Genomic DNA, 19,996 nt, shown 5'->3' with positions numbered 1-19,996 from the left:
CAGCTATGAGCGAGAAGCGGAAGTAATGAATGATAAGAATATGAAACACAGTCGCAAAAGTCCAAGCTGCACGTCAAATGAAATGGAAAATTCCACCTGTTACATTGCCTGACTTTTTAAACCCGTTTTTCAGGTTCTCGCACTAGCAGGCAAGCTCTGAACCATTACCGTAACGGATTCACCAGCTTCGTCACTAATATGCTCGGCATGATTTAGCATGAGCATAGCAGCCAGTCTGCGGGCATAATTTTTATCGTACGTTTTATGAATACCCTTCTGCATCAAGCGTCGGTCAGTACGGGGAGCTCGTGCTTATGATCGGCATCACTCAGCCCGGATTGTTCGGATCGCACAATCCGGGCTGAGTTCCCTTCAAGTGATCTATTTTAGACGCAGCTATTGAGGCTTTCATTTAATCCGAAACAAAAAATTTAACATCGATATCATAACTTGATGCTTGCAAAAGCCATGTGTCTATAAGCTGATATGCTTGCAATGATTCAGGGGATACTTTCCTGACCCCAGAAAATTGGCTTTCAAAATGTTTCTTCGAAAAAGCATTGCCAATAACAATCCATATTTCTTTTCGAACTGATATCATGGCGCGCCGATGTTTAATTAAGTCAAGAACATCCTCTAATGAATGATTAACATCAAACGTTTTATTATATAACCGAATGCGGCTATTAAGTTTTACACCGTTGTCATTTCCATTATCACTTGGCCAGCATTTTTTTAATCTTGAAAGATTTGCAAACTCAAGGGATGAATTTTGAGAGATCAAGAAATGTATATTCTTTAATGCTTGACTTCCAACTTCAGTGATAGCTCCAGCAGAGGATTCTGGATTTATAGTTTTACCGCATTTCACATGAACATATACCAATTTACTTTTCGAAGAAATTACAAAATCTGCAGGTTCGGTATCCATGTCTGTACATAAGATTATATCAACATCCGGAATATGCTCATAAAAATCTCCAAGTTCAGAGATTGTCGGATTATAATTTTTCACATTTGATATATTATCAATCAGACTAAATACTGAGTTCACCCCGAATGCGGTTGATGTTAAATTCGGAAGATCCTTTTCACTTAATTCAGGTTTAGAAAGGCATTTTAATGGATAAATTTTATCAAGTACTGCTTGACTTATTTCTCCGTTTTCAGAAGGTAGTTGAAACTTATAAAACACCCCATTCAAGAAAGTCACACCTTTGTTAAATAATAATTTAACTGTATTGGCATTAAAAATATTTTCAGATGATACAATAGATCCATTTAAGTATGTATTAATCCCATTGCTATTAACTTTAAATTCATTATTTTCAAAATTAAAAACTATTTTATTTTTTAAACCAGATGAAATATACTGTCTATAGTCAGATAGTCTAAATATAAATGGCGACGATATTCTTTTAATTATCCTCATGTTGATATCTTCAAGTTTAAAAAAAGAAACGCCTCTATTATACATCTTAAATAAAAATGTATTCTTAATCATAACCCTACAATTAGAATGCTCCAACTCAAGGACACCCGGTATATCACTAAAGTCAATTACACATGATATAGGTTCCTCATCTGGAGTCCCGTCAATAGGTTGAGAGAAAGAACTCAAAAAGTTACTTTTTAGTTTATTATTACTATCGAATGTATACTTGATCTCATCAATCCATGTACAAAAACTATCGTAGTCAAAATTTCGAAATTTTTGATCACTGACCCTACCAGAACCCATGCCTAAATAATATGAGGATGCAATTTTATCATCTATATTCAAATTAGAACCCTTCGCCGTAGTCACAGCATAACTTGAATTAGATTGTGGATGATTTATACTTTCTAGGTTCTCACCTATGTAGGCAATCCCTTCAGCTTTTAATGAACTTCCCAATAATGCACGAGAGGTTGCTTGTGTTGTTCTGGATTTTTCTGTTTGAGCTAAAACTTTATAAAGAGTGTCTGAATTGACCGCTCTACCTAGATTGAGGTCAATCCTATGATTAAATCGACGACCACTACTATCAAATATAGCAACTAACGTCCCAAGATCTTTTACTATTACAACTTCTAAGGAAGGTTCAAAGAACAATCTATCAATTAAAAACTTAGAATTTTTAAAACAAACAGAAGTTATCACTCCCGTTTCTTTATCATATTTTGACAAAGCTCCCTCTCTAGTAAACTCCCAATATATCTTATCTATAAAATCAGCTAAATCAAAGTTAGGAAGTTTATTAATAAAACACACCGAAGCTAAAGGAATAACTAAGGATTTTTCAGGTTCAAACTCTGCGAAATTGAATTTCTTTTTATACGAAGATTCAAAATAACTATGTTCAGGAAAAGCATCCAAATATTTTTCTAGCAATGCAGCTGTATTTAGTGTATTTAAGAATTTTTCGGACGAAGTTTTATCTGATATATACTCATCGAACTCAATATAGTTACCCCAAAGTCTAATATTTTTACTATTACCTAACTCAAATACAATTGGGTAATAATCACGAAACACTCTCACAACCCGACCAATTGTTTGAACTAACTCCTTACCACTACCAACAGAATAGGTAAGAATTAGTATCTTCGCCTGCGGGAGATCTATTCCCTCATCAAGCTTACGTTGATGGATATAAACTTCATATTCAAGCTCGTCAATTTTAGCTGGGACATAGTGTAAGTTATCATCTAGCGGTTCATCTTTGAAACGATCGTGAATTGCAAGTGTTTTAAATGTGTCCTTAAGAAAGGAATAATACTTACAAATATCATCGAAGTTTCTGCATTTTACAATACAAACAACATCTGGATATTTTGCCCTAAAGTCTAATATTTTATGTATCAATTGCTCATGACTAATCTCCTCAAAGGTTGGTTTAACTATAACCTTATCACTTATAGCTTTCTTATATGTATATATAAAGGCGTGCTTTACATCTATATCAAAACTAAATAGATCATTTCTATAAGGAGTTGCTGTTATGATTACTTTTTTTGATTCAAATTTTCTTATAACAGAACCCCATTGTGGTGATGGTTCAGCATGACCTTCATCTATAAGTATTAATTGAAAAGAATCCTTTAGTTTATTTACATCCTCTTCTGGTAAACTTGTAAGCTTTTGGAATGTAGTACAATAGACACCATTAAGAACATCTAACGAGATACCATTGATAACATTCTTTTTTACCAATGATGGTTCATATTCATCTTGCAATATTTTCTCAAAAAAACCGCCCTTTAGCTGTCTGTATAATTGATTACATACAGCACGTCTATGGCTTACGACCAAAACTTTATCAATTTTACTATAATGAGCCACACAGCATATAACACCACTCTTACCTGAACCAGTAGGCAAACTAATAAGGCAAGCACCTTCTGAAGGTTCGTCTAAATAATTTGATATAGTATTAATACTATCGTTTTGACAATCTCGTAACCTAGAGACTATTGATTCTGGAACTTCTACGCTCATTTACTATCTCCACAGATTTCAGATATTTTTAAGTCCATTAAATCTTTATTAATAAACCACTACGATGAATATTTGATATGCGTCACATTTTTTGTTATAAAATTTCTTATACCACGTTTTATAACATTTTCTAAGTGTTCATTCCAAAACAATATCCTAGTTCTTCTGTAAACAGTCATTATTCTCAGAATTTACATAGCTATCGCCATGCTATAAGCGCCTAAGCGTGAAACCTCAACATTAGCCACTATGACCTGCTCCCTTATGTTTAATTCAGTGAAAATTAAGCAACTTCCGCTTTTGGCACTGAACCGACTGTTAGTTCTGGTTCCACCAAGATAACCCCTTATGGCAGTCCAACCACGCCACCAAACCCCAGCAACCTCAGTATGGCTGAGGCCTGCGCAAGTGCTACCCTAGGAAAAGAGTCTACGCGGTACCTCCCCAAACTCAACTTGCAGGGAAATAGCAAATGCCTCGGCAGCCCTTGGTTCATAAGGAGTCACTACTTCTCACCCCAATCATCAGATCACGAGTCAATCACGGATAGACTCAACCAACGCTTTGATCCTTACCGCCTTCTCAAAGTGATCCCACTTAATTTCTTGAATCCACTAACTGGCAGCTTCCATCAACAATTCAGGATCATCATTCTTGTTGGCAAAAACGCATAGAAAGAAAGCCCAACGTTGTTGCCCTTCGCAGCGATCTTGTTATCGCAAACCTGAATGATCTTGGCTCTTGACGCTTTTCTCATCATCGACCTCCTTGTCTGCTACATAACAACATTTATTGAGCGCCTGTTGCTGCCTTGAGTTACAGCTGATATTCACCCGTTTAAGGCACGAAGATCTTTATTCAGAATCTCAAAATCCAGCACATCTTTGACTTGTTGAACCGTCCACAAAGGCGACCGATTCTTCGGATCAAAGCCAGGTATCATGTTGGGTGGCCGGTGACCTGCTTTGTTTAACTTGTTCTTGATCTCAGTGTAACTAAGGCCATTGCCTTGCAAAAAAATAGCTGCTTGGTGTAAGTCGTATAGTTCTTGGCTTCTGGCATTTTTCGCTGGGAGAGCTTTGCTTACCCCTCTATCTTCCTTTTCTATGTACATCTGCTCGTAGACCTTGTTGATGCAGAAGCTGATGACCTGGCTAAGCGAGTCTATGTCTTTACGCCCGTCGATGTTCAAAGAATTACCCCGCTGGTCTTCATAGATCTCAGCAAGGGTTTCATAGGTATCTCTACCTAAGTATATCTTTAACCTAGAAAATCCAGCCTCTTTGCTTTTTTCCTCTCTCTTACGCTTGTTTGCGGCATCCCTTTGGCGTTTTATCTCCTTTGAATCCATTTCATATACATAATCCGCTGTTAATTGATTAATTAACCCGTTTTTATCCATGTGCGACCTCCAGTCAACATCATTTAATGTGCATTTTATGTTCGATTTAGGATTCTAGAACCAATGTTTTCAAGAAGCGGCTCTCTACTTTTCACTATCCCTGCTTTAGACACTGAAATCCAACAGATTTGTAAGTTTTGAGAGCCGCTTCTCAAAAACACGATTTTTTTAGATCGGTTATGATGCAGACATGTTGAACGGGAGGGAAAGCATGAAAGAGAGCAAGTTACTAAAAATAAAGGAAGTTTTAAACCGTTGTGCCATCTCAAGGGCGACTTTGTACCGTCTTATCGAGGCAAAACGCTTCCCTTATCAAGTGTCATTGACAGGAAGTCGGGCGATAGCCTGGAGGGAAGAAGATGTACAACGCTGGATTGAGGAGCGGCCAACTCTTAGTAAATAAGGAACTGGATGAATATACGTCGAATAATGCCATTGGCAAAATTGAATGATGAACTTGAAGAGTTCGCCAAGACACTCCCAAAATTCGAAACAGTAAAGGAGGTACGTGCCGAGAGGCTTATAAGAGAGAAAGCATTACAGAAACGTAAAGACAAAATATATCAAACTTTGTTTAAGAAACTATGGGAGTGTGAACCACGTTATCCTTGTGGCAGTGCCGCATGTCCTGAATGTTTCAGACTTCATCGGCTTATAATGATCAAGGAGGTAATGAAGTTATGTAAGAAGAGAAAGAAATGGCGAGGATTAACTTTAATCTTCTATCAAGATGCGATTAGTGATGAGGAATTTCTTGAGTGGAAGCCTAGCACTTTAAAAGCACGACTCCGGCGCTGGCTAAAAGAGTGTGGCTTCGAAGGAGTGGTGATTGGCGGATTTGAAATGGATTTCCATACAGGGATTCAGAAATGGCTACCTCATTTCCACTTGATTATTACCAATGATAAAGAAGCCATCAAGAAACTGCGCAATAAGATGAAAAACAAGAGGAACATGAATACACGAGAGGGAGTGAAAAATCGACCGCTACTATCAAGTAAATTGAAAGTGCCGAAAAGACAAATAAGCTATCGATTTAAAGCTATTTGGTGGCGGGTTGAATCTATCCAATATAATGACGTCTATATGCTGGATGGGAATGAGAGGAAAAGAAAACGGTGGACTAGGAAATACAGATTATTGAGCAAGCAACATACTGACTCTCTGATTATGTTGGATACAATCGGAATGGCTGAGTTAACCTTTATGTATAAAGTAAGGAGGTATGGTGACCATTTTTTAATGAGCTAAACGCAAGAATCCTTCATAGGCAGTAACAAACGTTATGCCGACGCGTTAAACCTACTGTTTGATTGAAATAGCTATACAACACTACTCAGATTAACTGCGTAGATGACCTTTCACGCACTTACAAAATTAAAAGTGATTGAGTGGGTGCGTGATTACCTAACGATAATGGAATCAATCATGAAACTAGTAGAAAAGAAATTGAATAAGAATGAACAGAAGCTTTTTGTTAAATTGATGGCTAATACAAAAATGTTGTTTCCGTCTGATGTGGCCTATCGCCAAGTCAAAGTTTTTAGCGAAAACAGTGGGAAGTATATTCTTATCCTTATTCCTTCGTTTTTACTGGCAAGTAAAAATGAGGTTAAGAAATACTTGCTCAAAGCTGGGCACCGTGCTGATATGTTGAAGGAATACTGGGATATGGCATATGAGGAGGTTAGCAAGCAAACTGAAAACGTTATCCTTTTGCGCTATAAACCTGGTCATTGCGGCAATGTTTACTTGTGTGTCAATGATAAGGTGATTGGTGAAGTTAAGGGCGATAGGCCCGTATTGCACCCTAGTGCTAAAAAGCACTTACCGATCGAAGCGACGCAAGGAACATTAAAAGAATGGAAAATTAATGTAGCAGCTCTTGCACTATACAGTTCTCGCATTTTGCTGGCTATTTGCAGTGCAATTTCAGGGGCCTTGCTTAAAATTTTAGATATGGAGGGGGGCGGTTTCCACCTTTGGGGCACAAGTAGCATGGGGAAAAGTTCGTCTGCTTATATTCTTGCTTCTGTTGCGGGTGATCCAAACACAATTGTCACTTTGTGGAACAACACTGATAAAGGTCTTGAAGAAATTGCAGTGGCCCACAATGACAGCACGTTGATTCTTGATGAAAGCAAGTTGCTGGATAAAGATCCAGCAATGACGGCTAAAACCATCACAAATCGTGTTTACACACTGGCAGGTGGTAAAGGTAAAGCGCGTTCGGCGCTCTACGAGAACAATGTTGCAGAATGGCAATTGACTGTTTTCAGTACGGGGGAACTTAGCCTTGCTCAACATGCTGAGGCCGGTAAGATTGAGCGCTTGGAAGGTGAGAATGTGCGTATGATTGATGTTCCTGCTGATGCTGGCCATGGTATGGGGATCTTCGAGTCACTGCCTGAAGGCGTCAGTTCCAGTAATGAGCTTGCGCACATCGTTAAAGATGTCACTTACCGCTATTACGGGTCAGCTAAACCGGCATTCTTGAAGCGTCTGGTTGCTGATATTCAGGATGATCGCGAGGGGCTTAAAGTGTTTCTTGAAAAAGGTATCAAGTACTTTTTGGATCAGCATAAGGTAAACCGTAACTCAGGCATCGATGTGCGCATCGCCAAACGCTTTGCTCTGGCGTATGTTAGCGGTTGTTTGGCTATCAAATATAAGATCTTACCTTTTGAGAGGAGTGATGTGATGCACGGTATCTCAAAGTGTTACCGTGATTCATTGAATATGCCATGTTCGCCAGAACCGACTCTTTCAATGCTGTTGCACCCAGATGTTATTACCATTTTGAAATCAGGGGCACAGATGAACTTGATCAAGAATGGCGGCTTAAGCCATGATCTGATTAAAGGTGTATCAGTGGTACTCTGTAAAGTGAAAGGGAAAACAGTACTCGCCGTTGATGCAAAATCGATTAATGATACCATGAAGCTTAACTCACGTAAGTTCGTGTTAAAAAAACTGACTGAACAAGGTATTTTGCTGTCTGACAACCAAAAGGAATACAGTACAGTACAAATCAGTTATGAAGGAGAGGTAATTGACCGCCGTTATTGTTTCGTCCAAAGCAAATTGGTAGATTTGTTGAACAATTAACGATTAATACGTCAGACCGATGGAGTAGACAAGCTACTCCATCATTTTTGATACGTATAAATTAAAGTTTGGCGGGAAGATTTAATCATCAAAAGTGCGAAGATTTTATAAATTAGATGTTAATCTTCAGCGCAAAGAAATACGGATTAAAATCAGTTTACGTTCTACTTAGCTTCCCCCATTTTTAGGCAATAAGGTAGTCGTTTGTCCATTTTTGTGTGAAAATCGCTTACAGCGCTGTACTATACGTTGTATGTGGATATCTATTTTATTAGTGAGGGACTATATGGCAAAGCGTGGTTTTTTTGATTTAGGCAAAGCCGTTGATGATGTTCGTAAAGCTGATGGTGTTGCAGATACTGGTTTAGCGTCTCTATCGCTTGCAGGAAAGGGATTGTTTAACGTTGCTCGATTTGTGGTTACAGAAGGTCTTGACCAGTTTACTAAATCTACTGGAAAAGCAATTTTAGAACATAAAGGTACGACCGAAGAGAAGAAAGCAGAGGCTCGTGAAAACATTGCTGCTGCAGAACGACGCTTGACTGAACGTAGGGAAAAAGATCGAGAGTGGGAGGCTGAACAGCAGGAATTGAACAAAAAGCGGTGAAAAACAAAACACTTGTATAGTATACTGCAACCGCATTCTATTCTACTAACAGGGAGTTAATGACTATGGCAACTATCTATAGGGCTAAGTGCTTGGATTGTAAGCATGAATGGACCAGTCGGGCTGGGTATGGGACACCTGATTATTGCCCTAAATGCAGAAGTACACGTATTAGTACTTCTCCTATTGGTTAATTCCTTTAGTAATGCCGTTGGCTTAGTATCATACCGTCGTTAACGAATGATTACTCTAGCCGTAGGTATAAAAGTAGATTATTTAACTACTTAATCCTCCTAAAGCATATAAGCTTTCGTTCATATTCTGCTTGTATGCTTTCTTGTGATTTTTTCAGTCTTACTCGGTGCTTTTTCCGCATATTTTTGACGGTTAAAAATCGTAATACTATTGGTAAGATAGTCCTTCTGCTGGCTCCATCTCAATGCGTGCTTCTAACCACTTAGAGAGAACCACTTCACCACACTTTCCTTGACGCACGCTAGACCCACTACTGTTAGCCAACTATTGAAAAGACTGTTGGGGCGATAGGTGATCAAGGCTGAATGCGTAGTTCTGCCCATTCAGCTAACACTGCGGCAGTGAGTTCCGGCCCGTTATCACTGAGTATATCGTTAATCTGCTTACGGTTTGTTAACGAGGTTTCAGCTGAGATCAAATGAAGAAGGTTCTACGCGTCGGGTAGATGCGTCAAACCTGCTGGTTGATGAAAATGGGCGATCAACACTACTCAGAGCTTGCTGCTTGGCTGTCCGTTACATTATGGGCATAGTCAAAAAGTGATTGAGTGATTGGCGCATACCACCAGTGCCTGTTCGCAGGATACGATTGTGCGGCCTCTCCACTCAGAATCACTTTTTGCGATCAGGGCATGTGGTGTTTAAACCGCAGAGTATCACAATCAAATCGCCTGTTAAACCGTTGGACAGGCGATTTTAGTGGGTCCAGATTTCACTATCGTACATCCCCCCCTGAAGCGTTCATCGCTCGCATCTTCTACCTTCTACGAAAACCGCTAATCTGCCGTGTTTCAATTCTGTCTGGCAGACAAGAAAGTACCAGACCGAGTAAAATGGTGCTTCAACTCGGCGAGTTGATGCATTTACTCTGGCTGTAGACCTGCCAAATCAACCATCAGATGAGCAGTAAATCGGCATATCGTACAATGGCTAGGGAAAACCGGAGATCACTTTTTATCTCTCACCAAAGATCAGCGTTTTCTCTGTAAACGTGTCAAATCTCGGTTTGGAGCGAAATAGCGATCTTAATATTGGTAAATATCAGAAATAATGGGGTTCTATAAGCTTGGTAGGCTACCTAACTCTGATTGTAGATACATCTATAAGTAGTTTTAAGGGGGATGTTCTCTAATCCCACTACAAGCTGGTTGTTATTTATCTGATATTTGTATCTAGGTGGTATATAGATACATGTACATACTCTATAAGTGTATATAACAGTGTATATCATGAATATGGCTTCCCCATACTATAGCCATTATCCAGCATTAGCGTTATATCAGCCCTCAGCTTGTTAGGAGGCTGAGCCTCCATTATCTATCATCATCAATACTATCATATTATTTTTTTTGCCTGCGTAATTACAACTGTAAATAAGTGGCGTTAGCACACCACATTCTTTTCAATCAGCAGGCGTTTATATATGAAAGCATATCTCACAAGGAATAATATCCTGGTAACTCTGTATACTCTCGAAGCATTTATTAAGGCTGTATTCAACATTCCTTTTTATGGTCCGAAACATTTACGGCGACCCTATTACGGTGATATTGCCCGATTCCTTGAACATCTTATTTGTTGCGCTACGGTCAGCCGGAACACTCGTAAAAAGGCTCGCTCCAAAGGTGACAAAGATTGGACTTATTCTGTACCCTTGCCAGCAGAGACTCTCGGTAAACCTGAGCTTCCGCGTGTGTTTAAGCAACCAAAAGATCTGCCGCATACTCGTGCTCTGGAGTTGATTGAGGAGGCCGGGTTAGTCAAGATCATTGACTATACACATTCTGGGCGTAAATGCAGGGAGTTCGCGGTATCCAAGCGGTTCCTACACAGCTTATTCACCAAGGATCGTGCCAAATATCTCCGCCGGACTGATCGCCTAAGTTACTTGACGAATATTTTCAATAAACGCAAAACCTACTCTTTTGATGAATTGATCGGACAGGCCATTAGCCGTGGCTGCCAGACAGTGAAGCATCAATGGTCAAAGCGCGATATCCCGAACGAGCCATTCAGGAATCTTTTGAAAGCCGTGTGGAGCAATCTAGAACCGCTGCATATCAACCTTGATGCACTCCGGCAGTACGTAGATACCCACCACTCAACCAAGAATACGATGTTCTACCGCTCTTTCCTGTCTCATTTGGCAGAAGTGGGTGTCGAGCTGATTTCAGACACCCCGCTGGTTGTCGCATACCGCCAATCCTACAAATCGGCCAAGATTGGTGGGCGTTCGTTCGAGGTGGGGACTGGCTTCCAAAGCTTGCCATCCGCCATGAAGTGGGCCTGTCTTGCACAAGGTTACAACTACGACATTAAAGGGTGCCAACTTGAGCTCCTCCGCCGTGAACTACAGTCGATTGGCGTTTCAGACAGCAACTTACAGCTTCTTGACACAGAGGTGATCTGCAAGGTTCTGAAGGTAGAAGAAGCGCTGGTTAAGCAGTTCCGCTATGCCAGTGTGTTCAACTCAGGATATGTTAGCCTCTCCTTCAAAAGCGCGACTGTCCGCCTGCTGAGAAAGGCGTTCGTGCAGTCCAAAGCCAAACGTATTCTGTTGCGCTGGCGCGAACACCTAGAGCCACTCAAAGCTGATCTGGCTAGGTTACTCGATCACTACGAGGCAACAGCCCGGACGAACCGCTACGGGAAATGTGTCACTAATGCTGTAGGTCAGACCTTCAACTGTACTTACAAATGCGTGGCAACGGGTACACGGCGGAGGCGTGATGTAATGCGCCGTAAGCTGCTCAGTCATATGCTGCAAGGGTTAGAAAGCCGGGCGGTCTATGAGTTTGTCAGCACTCATCCGGGGCAGGTATGCGCGTTAGAGCACGATGGGTTTGTATCTTACACAAAAATTGATCGGAGGGATTGGCAGCATCCATTCTTGACGATTGTCTTGAAGAATAAATCCATTCACCAGTAGAAGAGGTCACTGCCAATCACGCTATCTTCTCGGTTATAACAAGATATAACCGAGATAGGTCTCACTGAATGCGTAGATACAGGTTGTTGCTGCTTTCTCCATGCATTAAAATGTCTTATATATCATAAGTATTTTATTTGTATCGTTCGGGAATTATTCACGCCATCAATAAGGAAATGTGAACATGGATGCGAGTGGCCTGCGGTTTACGTTGAGTGTGGGGGACCTGCCGCCTAAAACCTTCGTTGTAGCAGGTTTTACGTTGCACGAGCAATTTTCCACACTCTTCACGCTCGAACTTGAGGTTGCCAGTGCCAGCCCCAGTGTGGAATTTCGTTCAATTCTGGACAAAACCGCCACGTTGACCATTTGGCGTGAAACAGAAGTGCAGCGTATCGTTAATGGTATTGTCACTTCCGTTGAGCAAGGCGATACCGGACTTCATCAAACCCGTTACCGGCTCAGTGTGCGCCCCGCGCTCTGGCGAGCAGGGTTAAGACAAAATTCCCGCATTTTCCAGCAACAGGGTTTTCAAGAAATTCTGGAAACCTTGATGAAAGAAAATAACATCATTGACTATGCTCATGCTTTTCGTTACACGCACGCAGCCCGGGAGTTTTGTGTCCAATATAACGAAAACGACCTGGATTTCCTGCATCGAATGGCGGCAGAAGAAGGCATTTATTATTTCTTCGAGCATGAGAATGGCAAACACACGCTGGTCTTCGCTGATGATAATATCATCGTGAATGATGGGCCGACGCTCCCCTACTACCCAGATCAGCTACAAACCTCACTCGATGAGCCTTGTGTCACCACCTTCAAGCGCCGGGAAAGTCTGCGCCCTTCGGACGTGTTGCTGAAAGATTACACCTTCAAAAATCCCGAATGGGCAGCAGAGTATCGCGACTATGCCCGAGATGATGAACACCAGTCCACCCAGTATCTGCATTATGATTACCCTGGTCGCTATAAAAATACCGGCCCGAGCGGGGAAAGGTTTGCCCAGTGGCGCATTCAGGCATTGCGCAATGACGCCCATCAGGGCGAAGGGGCGAGTAATTGTCCTGCCCTGCAACCCGGCGTGCGCTTTACCCTGGAAAACCATCCGCTAGACACACTGAATACCCGTTGGCAAATCACCCAGGCCATCCATACCGGGCAACAACCTCAGGCTCTGGAGACGGTCTCGGGAGGGCAAGGTACAACCATAACCAGCCAGTTTGCATTTATTCCCAACGATCAGACGTGGCGTCCGCTTTCACTACCCAAACCACGCATTGATGGTGCGCAGATTGCTATTGTCACGGGCCCATCCTCTGAAGAAATCTATTGTGATGAGCTTGGCCGGGTCAAGGTGCGTTTTCTTTGGGATCGTTCAGGCAAAACAGATGATACCAGCTCCTGCTGGGTTCGTGTGTCTCATCCCTGGGCAGGCACAAAGTGGGGAATGTCAGCCATTCCGCGCATTGGTCATGAAGTTATCGTGGAGTTTCTGAATGGCGATCCCGATCAACCGGTGATTATCGGGCGGACTTATCATGTCAACAATCAGACCCCCGGTGACTTACCCGCAACCAAAACCCAGATGACGATACGCTCCAAAACCCATAAAGGCGAAGGGTTCAACGAACTGCGTTTTGAAGATGAAAAAGCGCGGGAAGAGATCTACATGCATGCGCAAAAAGATCACCGTACAGAAATTCTCAACGACCAGTTCCACTCTATCGGCCACAACCGTACCAAATCTGTCGGCGTTGACCAACAGGAAGAAATCGGCCAGGACAAACGCACTAACGTGGGGCGAGATCATTTTGAAACCATTGGTAATAACGCTGTTCTCAGGGTAATGAAAGATCAGGAAATTCAAGTAGAGAACAACCGTACTTTAGTCGTCAACAGCTCGAAAAAGAACGTTATTTATGCCGATTCCATTGAGCAGATTGGGGGTAACAGCCGGCTTGAAATTGAAGGCGTCTACGACGAGATAGTGAAAAGCAAAATCTTCTCTCGTTCACCTACTTACATTATGCATGCCGACCAAACCATCACATTGGCAGGCCCCGGAGGCAGTATCACTATTGATTCCAGTGGCATTACCCTCAAAGGGAAGCAAATTATCTTGGCTGCCCCCAATGTAGAAGTTAAATCTGGCGGTGCGGATCAGATAGAAGCACTTACCGCGATGGTGCAGGAAGGTGCGCCATTCTGCGAGATTTGTGCCAAAGCGAAGAAAGCGGCAGAAGAGGCAGCTAAAAATGGTCAGTAACAATCAACGATTGCGCCGCATAGCGTTGCCTGACGATGCCAACGAAGCACAAGCGATAATCAAAGAGACACTGTTTGGAGCAGTGGTCCCCTTCTCTCCTCAGGGTAGAGAAGTGATCAGTGCATCTTCCTCGGCCCCATGTCATACCTACGCAGTGATTGATGCGTTGCAACGTTCAGATATTGCCGTCCTGCTGGAGGCTTATGAAACAGAATGGAGCTGCTTATGGAAGGGAGACAGCGCAGAACGTTTTGCCTTTCATGCCCCTTATCTGGTTCGCCTAGAACCAGAAAGTGACTTCACTCAATGGTTACTGACTGAAGGATGGGGCAAAAACTGGGGGATTTTTCTGCGCAGCTACTTACCATTACCCGTAGTGAGTCACCACTTGAGAAAATTCAATCAGGTCTATGACGAGGTTCAAGCGCGTTGGCTTATGTTCCGCTACTACGCCCCCAATACGGTGAAAACACTGCTGCCTTTTTTACCTGCCCAAACCTTTATTGAGTTTACTGATGGACTCACTCGGGTGATTGCGGAAGATCTTGATGGCAGGCAGATTGTGATTATCTGAGTCCAGTAGGGGACAAGGCACTTGATATGAATCGGGCAATATTACTGCCCGTCAGTACGCCACGCTAGGAGAGCATACGTTATGGGACTGGAACCAAAGCCAATTTGGCAAAAGACTGCGATTGACAATACCTATGTAAAAAAACCGTCCTTTCCAAGGCTGCAAAACTACCAGCAGCCAGCGGCGGTAACCACCGCAAGTTTCCCAGATGAGCCTGTCAGCCAACAGGTTCAGACCGCGCCGTGCCAGGTACTCGATTTTATCTTGCAAATTGATGATAAGAAGGAGGCGGAGCAGGCATTCAGAAATATAGCCAGCCCACTGGATATGGTCATGGAAGAGCTCCCCGACCCACAGGATCCCACTAAATTGGCGCAAGAAGAAGCCTTGCCCATGGGCGCATCCTACAGCTCACTGATGGCGCATATAAAGAATAATAGCCAAGCCTCGAAGCCAGAAGCAATACACAAGGTTGCGCAAGAAATCAGTAATATGGATCTGTTGTTTGACAAAGTGCGCCAAAAAGTAGGTGAAAAAGAGTTTGCTACGTTTTTAGCCCTGTTCTCACTGGCTAGCCGCACGGAAGATAACAAGGGAAAATGGAATGTGACCCTGAATGGCAAAAAAGTGCCTATGAAGAGCGCCCAGTTCAAGGTGACCTTCCATCAGCGGCTTGACCATACTGTTTATGTTGTCGGTAGGTCACCTATCGCGCCAGAGTACGGTGATAATGTGTTTCGGCGTGGATCAACATTTTGTAATGACAATTTTGAAATCGTTGTCGCACAAGAATTCACCGAAACGGTCATGAGCGGACTTTATGTCGGCAAGCCCTCACCCGTATCGAAGAAAACGCTTGATGAACTGGCCGACTTGCTGATCGATACAATCTATCAAACGGTGGATCTAAACAATACCGTTGATTGGTGGACAGACAAAACATTAACCGCGGTTGAAATCCTCATCACGGTTGCAGCTATTGTCAGTGGCGTCGGAGCGGTCGTTGCAGGGGGAGCAAAACTGATCCGCGCTGCCTATATAGGGATGATCATTCTGGAAAGCAGTAATGTCACCGATGCGGCTGTACGTTTTTTAGGCGTTCGCGAAAAAGGTTACAACCCGCTGTTAGAAGCCGCCAAAATGCTGGATAAACAAACGGGTAATAACAGCCGTATGATTGAATACACGTTTCACGGCTTGAACATGATGATGACTTTCGGGAAACGCCCGTCGACGAAAATTTTGACAACGCTGGGTTCAGGTATCGCAGGGGGAGGGATGACCTATGTATTACAAAGCGGCATGTTGACTCAAAAACCTGTAGAGGCCTATGAAGATAAAGCCTCTTTCACTGGGCAGTAGTCTGCTTGAAACTCGTTAATAAGGGATAACGAAAATGGCATCAACACCTGAAGTCATCATGCAAATAGTGAATAAAGAGAAGGCTGCTAACCATGCTGTAGCTCAACGGTTAAGATTACAGCACCACCCTTCTATGCGAGCCATCACTAAATTTTTCACTGAGAATGTGCGTGGAGCAAAGATTGAGTTTTTAGGTCCACTCCCCAATGGCTCAACGGTGATGCGTATTTTGGCCAACACTAAAGAGTTGACTCAAGAAGGAAAACTGTTAAAAGCGCATGTCGAAATAAATCTGTCGGGTAAAGAACTGATGGAGTATGTGCAGAAAAAAGAGTTTTACCAAGGCCTTGCTGCACTTAAGCTAAATCAATATACCGGTTATATTGCGGAACAATACATTATGAACTTTGCCCGCCAAGGCGTATTACATGATAAAATGTTCTTTAAGGTCGGAGGTCGAGCTACTGCACAGTCATTTAAAAATTCAGCAAAAAAAGCCATACTAAAAGATAAAGTTTGGGCTATACAAAATAAAAGTGGACACGGTGTAGATTTACTCTGCGAAGTTATCCCATCACCACCACCACCTCGATGGATCACTTTGGACGCAAAAGCAACATTAAGAGAAAAGTTCACTGATCACGGTACACCAAGGGGACCATCGCTGAGTAACGAACAGAAAAAACCCTTAGAAAATTTATTAAAACACTTAAATGACGCGACGTCTGACTATCGTGATTCCAACCGTTATAGTCTTACACCTGAGCAATATAAAGAGTTTAGGAAAATAATTAAAGAAATCACTAATAACCCCAATGAACTACAGGGGTATGTTGCAACTGTTGGTTTGAAAGATGGTTTTAAACTCGCAGGAAATACAAAATATAGTACAATGATTGTTTGTAACGAAATTAAGTAAAAACATAAGGGGATAGTAATGCCTAGTTTAATTGAAGTTGAAAAATATGTAGTTAGTGAGCAAGTTATAAAGAACAAAAAAAAAGAAGAGTACATCATTAATATTGAAAGTGATATAAATGAAGATATTCAAGATAGTTTGGATGCAGAAAAAAATAAAACATTGTCATTCACGGCAACCTCTTTAGATTTAGGTAAAAATCTTTATGGTAAAATTTATCTGACTGACATATTCACCACTCAGAAAAATAGACTAAATGAGTTTTTATGCAAATACTATATGACATCAATAACTGGTGTTTTTTGTGATTATTATAATGATATAAATGAACGATTTAATCATGGCTTAGCTTACCAAGGTGAAATGTTATTAATGTCATTTTCCACTGGTAGATTTGATGTTATCGAGCATTGCTATCCAAAGATTAAGGAAAGTCTTTTAAATGGTAAAATGAGTAAATCATTGGCATGGGGAGGGGATGGAGAAGGTAACGTTGTTCCACCAACGCCTCAGAGGCTAGGTGTTCTTGCTATTGAGATGATGGCTAGTGAGCATAAGCAAACTATTGACTGGCACTCAGTTAATATTCCAACAGATCCTTTCTATGTGCGTTTCTGTCAAGAAGCGCTTTATGAAAAAGATGAGAATATAGTTAAAGAATGGCTAATGGAGCTTTGTGATAACCATCTGAAATGGGCATCATTATTTTTGGATAATAATCAAAGTAGCATTACAGGCCATGAGATTGAACAGCCAGTATTATTACTGTGGCCTTTCGAGTATCAGGCAGTAAAAAACTTCCGCGCACGTCATGGATTAACCACACCAGAAATTGATCACCCGTTGTTGAAAACCCCGATGGCTATTGATCATCGCCCCGATTTTAACCAGTGGCAGAAACCGGAGTGGTTCCAGCCTGTTATGGATAAATTAAAAGAAGCTAATCCAGCGTTGGCTTTCTTACCTGATTTATTTAATTAATTGACTTAACGACCCTTACAACAGCTACCGGGGGGTAACGAAAAATGAAAATAACGTCTGCTATGCATGACACTATTTATGACAATCGAACGCGGGATTTCGTTACCAATGGGGTAGAAAATCTCTCGGCTAACTTCTCGACCTTGATAGCCATGCATAACATCACCGAGGAGGCTCTGGCACAGGCAGTCACACAGAGTTATCAGTGGACTGAGGACAATGGCCGCCCAAGCCAATTGTTGGCAATACGGGTATGCTCAGCCAGGCTCTGTTTTGGTTCTTTCTTCATGCAAGATAGTCGTTTTCACGCTTTAAAACAGATTGTCCTGCAAGAGTTGAATGCTCTCTACTTAGCCGATGATGATCCGATCCATGGCTATCTAATTGAGTATCAACAAGATTGGACTCGGGATTGGTTTGAGGAACAAATGTCACTGATCCTCAGCATTGTGGTACCCCAACATCAGCCAGATACCAACCAACCTCAGTGGCATGAGCCTTCTCTGGCAATCAATAAACTTTTTGTCGCAGAAGGGAGAAGCTATATGCCCGTTGATTTCGAAGAATTCTCTGCGATGTATCAGGCTTTGCACAAGATCAGTACTCAAGCCCTGCCAGTAAACGGTGATGCTCATGCCCACCTACTGCTAACCATTGCCCAATATTATGATGGGGCTTATTGTTTCAATGATCCTCTACGCCCACGTTGGTACAACTGCTTGGCGGCAAAAGAGATCTCCTTGAGGGTTTATCATCTCCAACAATGTTTCATGCAATGGTCAAATCAAATAGCGTGATGGGAAAGTACTTATCTTTGTTGGAAACCCGGTTCATACCTATCCGTAGAAAAATCACTCAGAGAACAGGATTAACATGTCTAAACCATTGATTGTACTTGGCGATAAAACTGATCATGGCGGAGTTGTTAGTACTGCCTGTTCAGGCTTTAAAAATCAGGGCGCGATGGTCGCCTGTGAAGGGGATACAGTCGTATGCCCACAACATGGTTCTACAGTGATTGTTGGCCATGCTCAAGGATTTAGCGTTAGTGGTAAAAATGTCGCTCGTGAAGGAGACCAAACCAGTTGTGGTGCACGTTTGATAGCTAGCCGCCATGGCACAACTCATTCGGGATAACGGGAGTATTACGCTCCCGTAGCTATCCCTTCGGTAGGCCATAGCTGTAGAGAATAAACGAGATTTGTAACGTGATTCATGAAACTGAGATCAACTATTACCTTTATCTACCAGAGTCTCTACATCAAGAGGCCGATCGCTTGATCCACTATCTGAAGCATTTCCCGTTTGAAACGCCAGAGTGTTGCCCCAAGTGCGGCCACAAGTCGTTTCGGGTAGACAACCGGGCGAGCAAACGAGACAAAACCATCAAAAACTATCGGTGTAAAAGCTGTGATGGAGGATTCAATCGCTTGTATGGAACGCCCCTGGCAAGATGTCGACAAGAGTTTATTCCGTTATGGCCCCACATTGCAGCTTACCGCCTTTCAGGGATGACCACTGCCAAGATTAGCGAACGCCTGAATATTTCGATAGCAGGCGTTTATCACCGTGATAATGTCATCGCCGAGATTATGCGCGTGGACTATCCCGCGTTGTATGCTTGGTGGTTCCCACGTCAGCAACGAGAGTTTGTCGAACTACCCGAAAAAGTGAGCCAGCAATGTGAGCAGTTCAAGGCCTGGTTGCATGATCTTGAGTTCAGTCAAACGGCAAACTGTGCAGTGTGTGGACAGTCTTGCTACCGTATCCATACCCGCCCGCAGTTCTATTGCACAGGCTGTCAGCAAGGCTTCAACCTGCTAGCCAATACACCGCTGAGAAAGCACTACCATATGCCACTCTGGTCATCTTATGTCGATTGCCTGGTTCGGGGAGATACCATTTCGGATATTCAACGCCAACTGGGGGTACAGATGTTACTACTCAACCGCTGGAGAGATAGCTTCGCGTTGACGATGCAGCAACAAGGGTACGAGGAATTGGTAGCTTGGATAGCATGGCAGCGCAGCCGTCGCCATGTTCAAGTCAACAAGCAAACGATGAATAATTTCTATGCCAGGACACAAGTTGAGGATGCAAAAGAATGAAA

General features: G+C 42.4%; 15 protein-coding genes and 2 pseudogenes. 13 read left to right on the top strand and 4 right to left on the bottom strand.

Annotated elements, in window-relative coordinates; genetic code table 11:
• Nucleotides 1–183: 183 nt before the first annotated feature.
• The 4 genes and pseudogenes from ACKWMY_RS20075 to ACKWMY_RS20060 form a co-directional block, all read right to left on the bottom strand.
• Nucleotides 184–325: pseudogene (locus ACKWMY_RS20075) on the bottom strand (IS630 family transposase); the annotation flags it as partial.
• Nucleotides 326–412: 87 nt separating this feature from the next.
• Entirely contained in the window at nucleotides 413–3,481 is a 3,069-nt protein-coding gene (locus ACKWMY_RS20070; protein ID WP_409486896.1) for a DEAD/DEAH box helicase, read from the bottom strand.
• Between the two features lie 536 nt (nucleotides 3,482–4,017).
• Nucleotides 4,018–4,238, bottom strand: a pseudogene (locus ACKWMY_RS20065) (DUF6500 family protein).
• A 72-nt stretch (nucleotides 4,239–4,310) separates the two neighbouring features.
• The gene (locus tag ACKWMY_RS20060) at nucleotides 4,311–4,883 is read right to left on the bottom strand and encodes a hypothetical protein (protein ID WP_409486895.1); all 573 of its coding nucleotides are present in this window, start codon (nucleotides 4,881–4,883) and stop codon (nucleotides 4,311–4,313) included.
• 211 nt (nucleotides 4,884–5,094) lie between these two features.
• Here ACKWMY_RS20060 and ACKWMY_RS20055 point away from each other — a divergent pair, with 211 nt between their 5' ends.
• From ACKWMY_RS20055 to ACKWMY_RS19995, 13 genes are all read left to right on the top strand, one after another.
• On the top strand, nucleotides 5,095–5,286 hold the full coding sequence (locus tag ACKWMY_RS20055) for a helix-turn-helix transcriptional regulator (protein ID WP_114196124.1): 192 nt from the start codon (nucleotides 5,095–5,097) through the stop codon (nucleotides 5,284–5,286).
• A gap of 8 nt (nucleotides 5,287–5,294) precedes the next feature.
• Nucleotides 5,295–6,134, top strand: coding sequence for a hypothetical protein (locus ACKWMY_RS20050; RefSeq protein ID WP_409486894.1), 840 nt, complete (start codon nucleotides 5,295–5,297; stop codon nucleotides 6,132–6,134).
• Between the two features lie 177 nt (nucleotides 6,135–6,311).
• On the top strand, nucleotides 6,312–7,991 hold the full coding sequence (locus ACKWMY_RS20045) for a DUF927 domain-containing protein (RefSeq protein ID WP_409486893.1): 1,680 nt from the start codon (nucleotides 6,312–6,314) through the stop codon (nucleotides 7,989–7,991).
• Nucleotides 7,992–8,277: 286 nt separating this feature from the next.
• Nucleotides 8,278–8,598, top strand: coding sequence for a hypothetical protein (locus tag ACKWMY_RS20040; protein WP_409486892.1), 321 nt, complete (start codon nucleotides 8,278–8,280; stop codon nucleotides 8,596–8,598).
• Between the two features lie 1,677 nt (nucleotides 8,599–10,275).
• On the top strand, nucleotides 10,276–11,781 hold the full coding sequence (locus ACKWMY_RS20035; protein ID WP_409486891.1) for a hypothetical protein: 1,506 nt from the start codon (nucleotides 10,276–10,278) through the stop codon (nucleotides 11,779–11,781).
• Nucleotides 11,782–11,965: 184 nt separating this feature from the next.
• Entirely contained in the window at nucleotides 11,966–14,050 is a 2,085-nt protein-coding gene (locus tag ACKWMY_RS20030) for a type VI secretion system tip protein VgrG (protein WP_409486890.1), read from the top strand.
• Nucleotides 14,040–14,624: a DUF4123 domain-containing protein gene (locus tag ACKWMY_RS20025; RefSeq protein ID WP_409486889.1), complete on the top strand. Its 585-nt coding sequence runs from the start codon at nucleotides 14,040–14,042 to the stop codon at nucleotides 14,622–14,624. Before ACKWMY_RS20030 ends, ACKWMY_RS20025 begins: the two co-directional genes overlap by 11 nt.
• Nucleotides 14,625–14,705: 81 nt before the next feature.
• Nucleotides 14,706–15,986 carry a hypothetical protein gene (locus tag ACKWMY_RS20020; RefSeq protein ID WP_409486888.1) on the top strand — a complete coding sequence of 427 codons (1,281 nt, stop codon included), beginning with the start codon at nucleotides 14,706–14,708 and terminating at the stop codon, nucleotides 15,984–15,986.
• 34 nt (nucleotides 15,987–16,020) lie between these two features.
• Complete coding sequence (locus tag ACKWMY_RS20015) at nucleotides 16,021–16,905, top strand: hypothetical protein (RefSeq protein WP_409486887.1); 885 nt, start codon at nucleotides 16,021–16,023, stop codon at nucleotides 16,903–16,905.
• An 18-nt stretch (nucleotides 16,906–16,923) separates the two neighbouring features.
• Entirely contained in the window at nucleotides 16,924–17,886 is a 963-nt protein-coding gene (locus tag ACKWMY_RS20010) for a hypothetical protein (protein WP_409486886.1), read from the top strand.
• A 44-nt stretch (nucleotides 17,887–17,930) separates the two neighbouring features.
• Nucleotides 17,931–18,683: a hypothetical protein gene (locus ACKWMY_RS20005; RefSeq protein ID WP_409486885.1), complete on the top strand. Its 753-nt coding sequence runs from the start codon at nucleotides 17,931–17,933 to the stop codon at nucleotides 18,681–18,683.
• A gap of 76 nt (nucleotides 18,684–18,759) precedes the next feature.
• Entirely contained in the window at nucleotides 18,760–19,023 is a 264-nt protein-coding gene (locus ACKWMY_RS20000; RefSeq protein ID WP_409486884.1) for a PAAR domain-containing protein, read from the top strand.
• Nucleotides 19,024–19,094: 71 nt separating this feature from the next.
• A complete protein-coding gene (locus tag ACKWMY_RS19995; protein ID WP_409486883.1) occupies nucleotides 19,095–19,994 on the top strand; it encodes a transposase in 900 nt (299 codons plus the stop codon).
• Nucleotides 19,995–19,996: the final 2 nt, after the last annotated feature.

The organism is Serratia sp. J2, assembly GCF_046269175.1.
Taxonomy (GTDB): domain Bacteria; phylum Pseudomonadota; class Gammaproteobacteria; order Enterobacterales; family Enterobacteriaceae; genus Chania; species Chania fonticola_C.
The sequence above is the reverse complement of the archived record's forward strand: the minus strand, read 5'-3'. Positions and strand labels throughout refer to the sequence as shown.

Excerpts from the sequence above, each read along its gene's own strand:
- ACKWMY_RS20070 (WP_409486896.1), bottom strand. The coding sequence starts at position 3,481 with ATGAGCGTAGAAGTTCCAGAATCAATAGTCTCTAGGTTACGAGATTGT.
- ACKWMY_RS20045 (WP_409486893.1), top strand. The coding sequence starts at position 6,312 with ATGAAACTAGTAGAAAAGAAATTGAATAAGAATGAACAGAAGCTTTTT.
- ACKWMY_RS20055 (WP_114196124.1), top strand. The coding sequence starts at position 5,095 with ATGAAAGAGAGCAAGTTACTAAAAATAAAGGAAGTTTTAAACCGTTGT.
- ACKWMY_RS20010 (WP_409486886.1), top strand. The coding sequence starts at position 16,924 with ATGCCTAGTTTAATTGAAGTTGAAAAATATGTAGTTAGTGAGCAAGTT.
- ACKWMY_RS20015 (WP_409486887.1), top strand. The coding sequence starts at position 16,021 with ATGGCATCAACACCTGAAGTCATCATGCAAATAGTGAATAAAGAGAAG.
- ACKWMY_RS20020 (WP_409486888.1), top strand. The coding sequence starts at position 14,706 with ATGGGACTGGAACCAAAGCCAATTTGGCAAAAGACTGCGATTGACAAT.
- ACKWMY_RS20040 (WP_409486892.1), top strand. The coding sequence starts at position 8,278 with ATGGCAAAGCGTGGTTTTTTTGATTTAGGCAAAGCCGTTGATGATGTT.
- ACKWMY_RS20060 (WP_409486895.1), bottom strand. The coding sequence starts at position 4,883 with ATGGATAAAAACGGGTTAATTAATCAATTAACAGCGGATTATGTATAT.
- ACKWMY_RS20050 (WP_409486894.1), top strand. The coding sequence starts at position 5,295 with ATGAATATACGTCGAATAATGCCATTGGCAAAATTGAATGATGAACTT.
- ACKWMY_RS20005 (WP_409486885.1), top strand. The coding sequence starts at position 17,931 with ATGAAAATAACGTCTGCTATGCATGACACTATTTATGACAATCGAACG.
- ACKWMY_RS20030 (WP_409486890.1), top strand. The coding sequence starts at position 11,966 with ATGGATGCGAGTGGCCTGCGGTTTACGTTGAGTGTGGGGGACCTGCCG.
- ACKWMY_RS20000 (WP_409486884.1), top strand. The coding sequence starts at position 18,760 with ATGTCTAAACCATTGATTGTACTTGGCGATAAAACTGATCATGGCGGA.
- ACKWMY_RS20025 (WP_409486889.1), top strand. The coding sequence starts at position 14,040 with ATGGTCAGTAACAATCAACGATTGCGCCGCATAGCGTTGCCTGACGAT.
- ACKWMY_RS20035 (WP_409486891.1), top strand. The coding sequence starts at position 10,276 with ATGAAAGCATATCTCACAAGGAATAATATCCTGGTAACTCTGTATACT.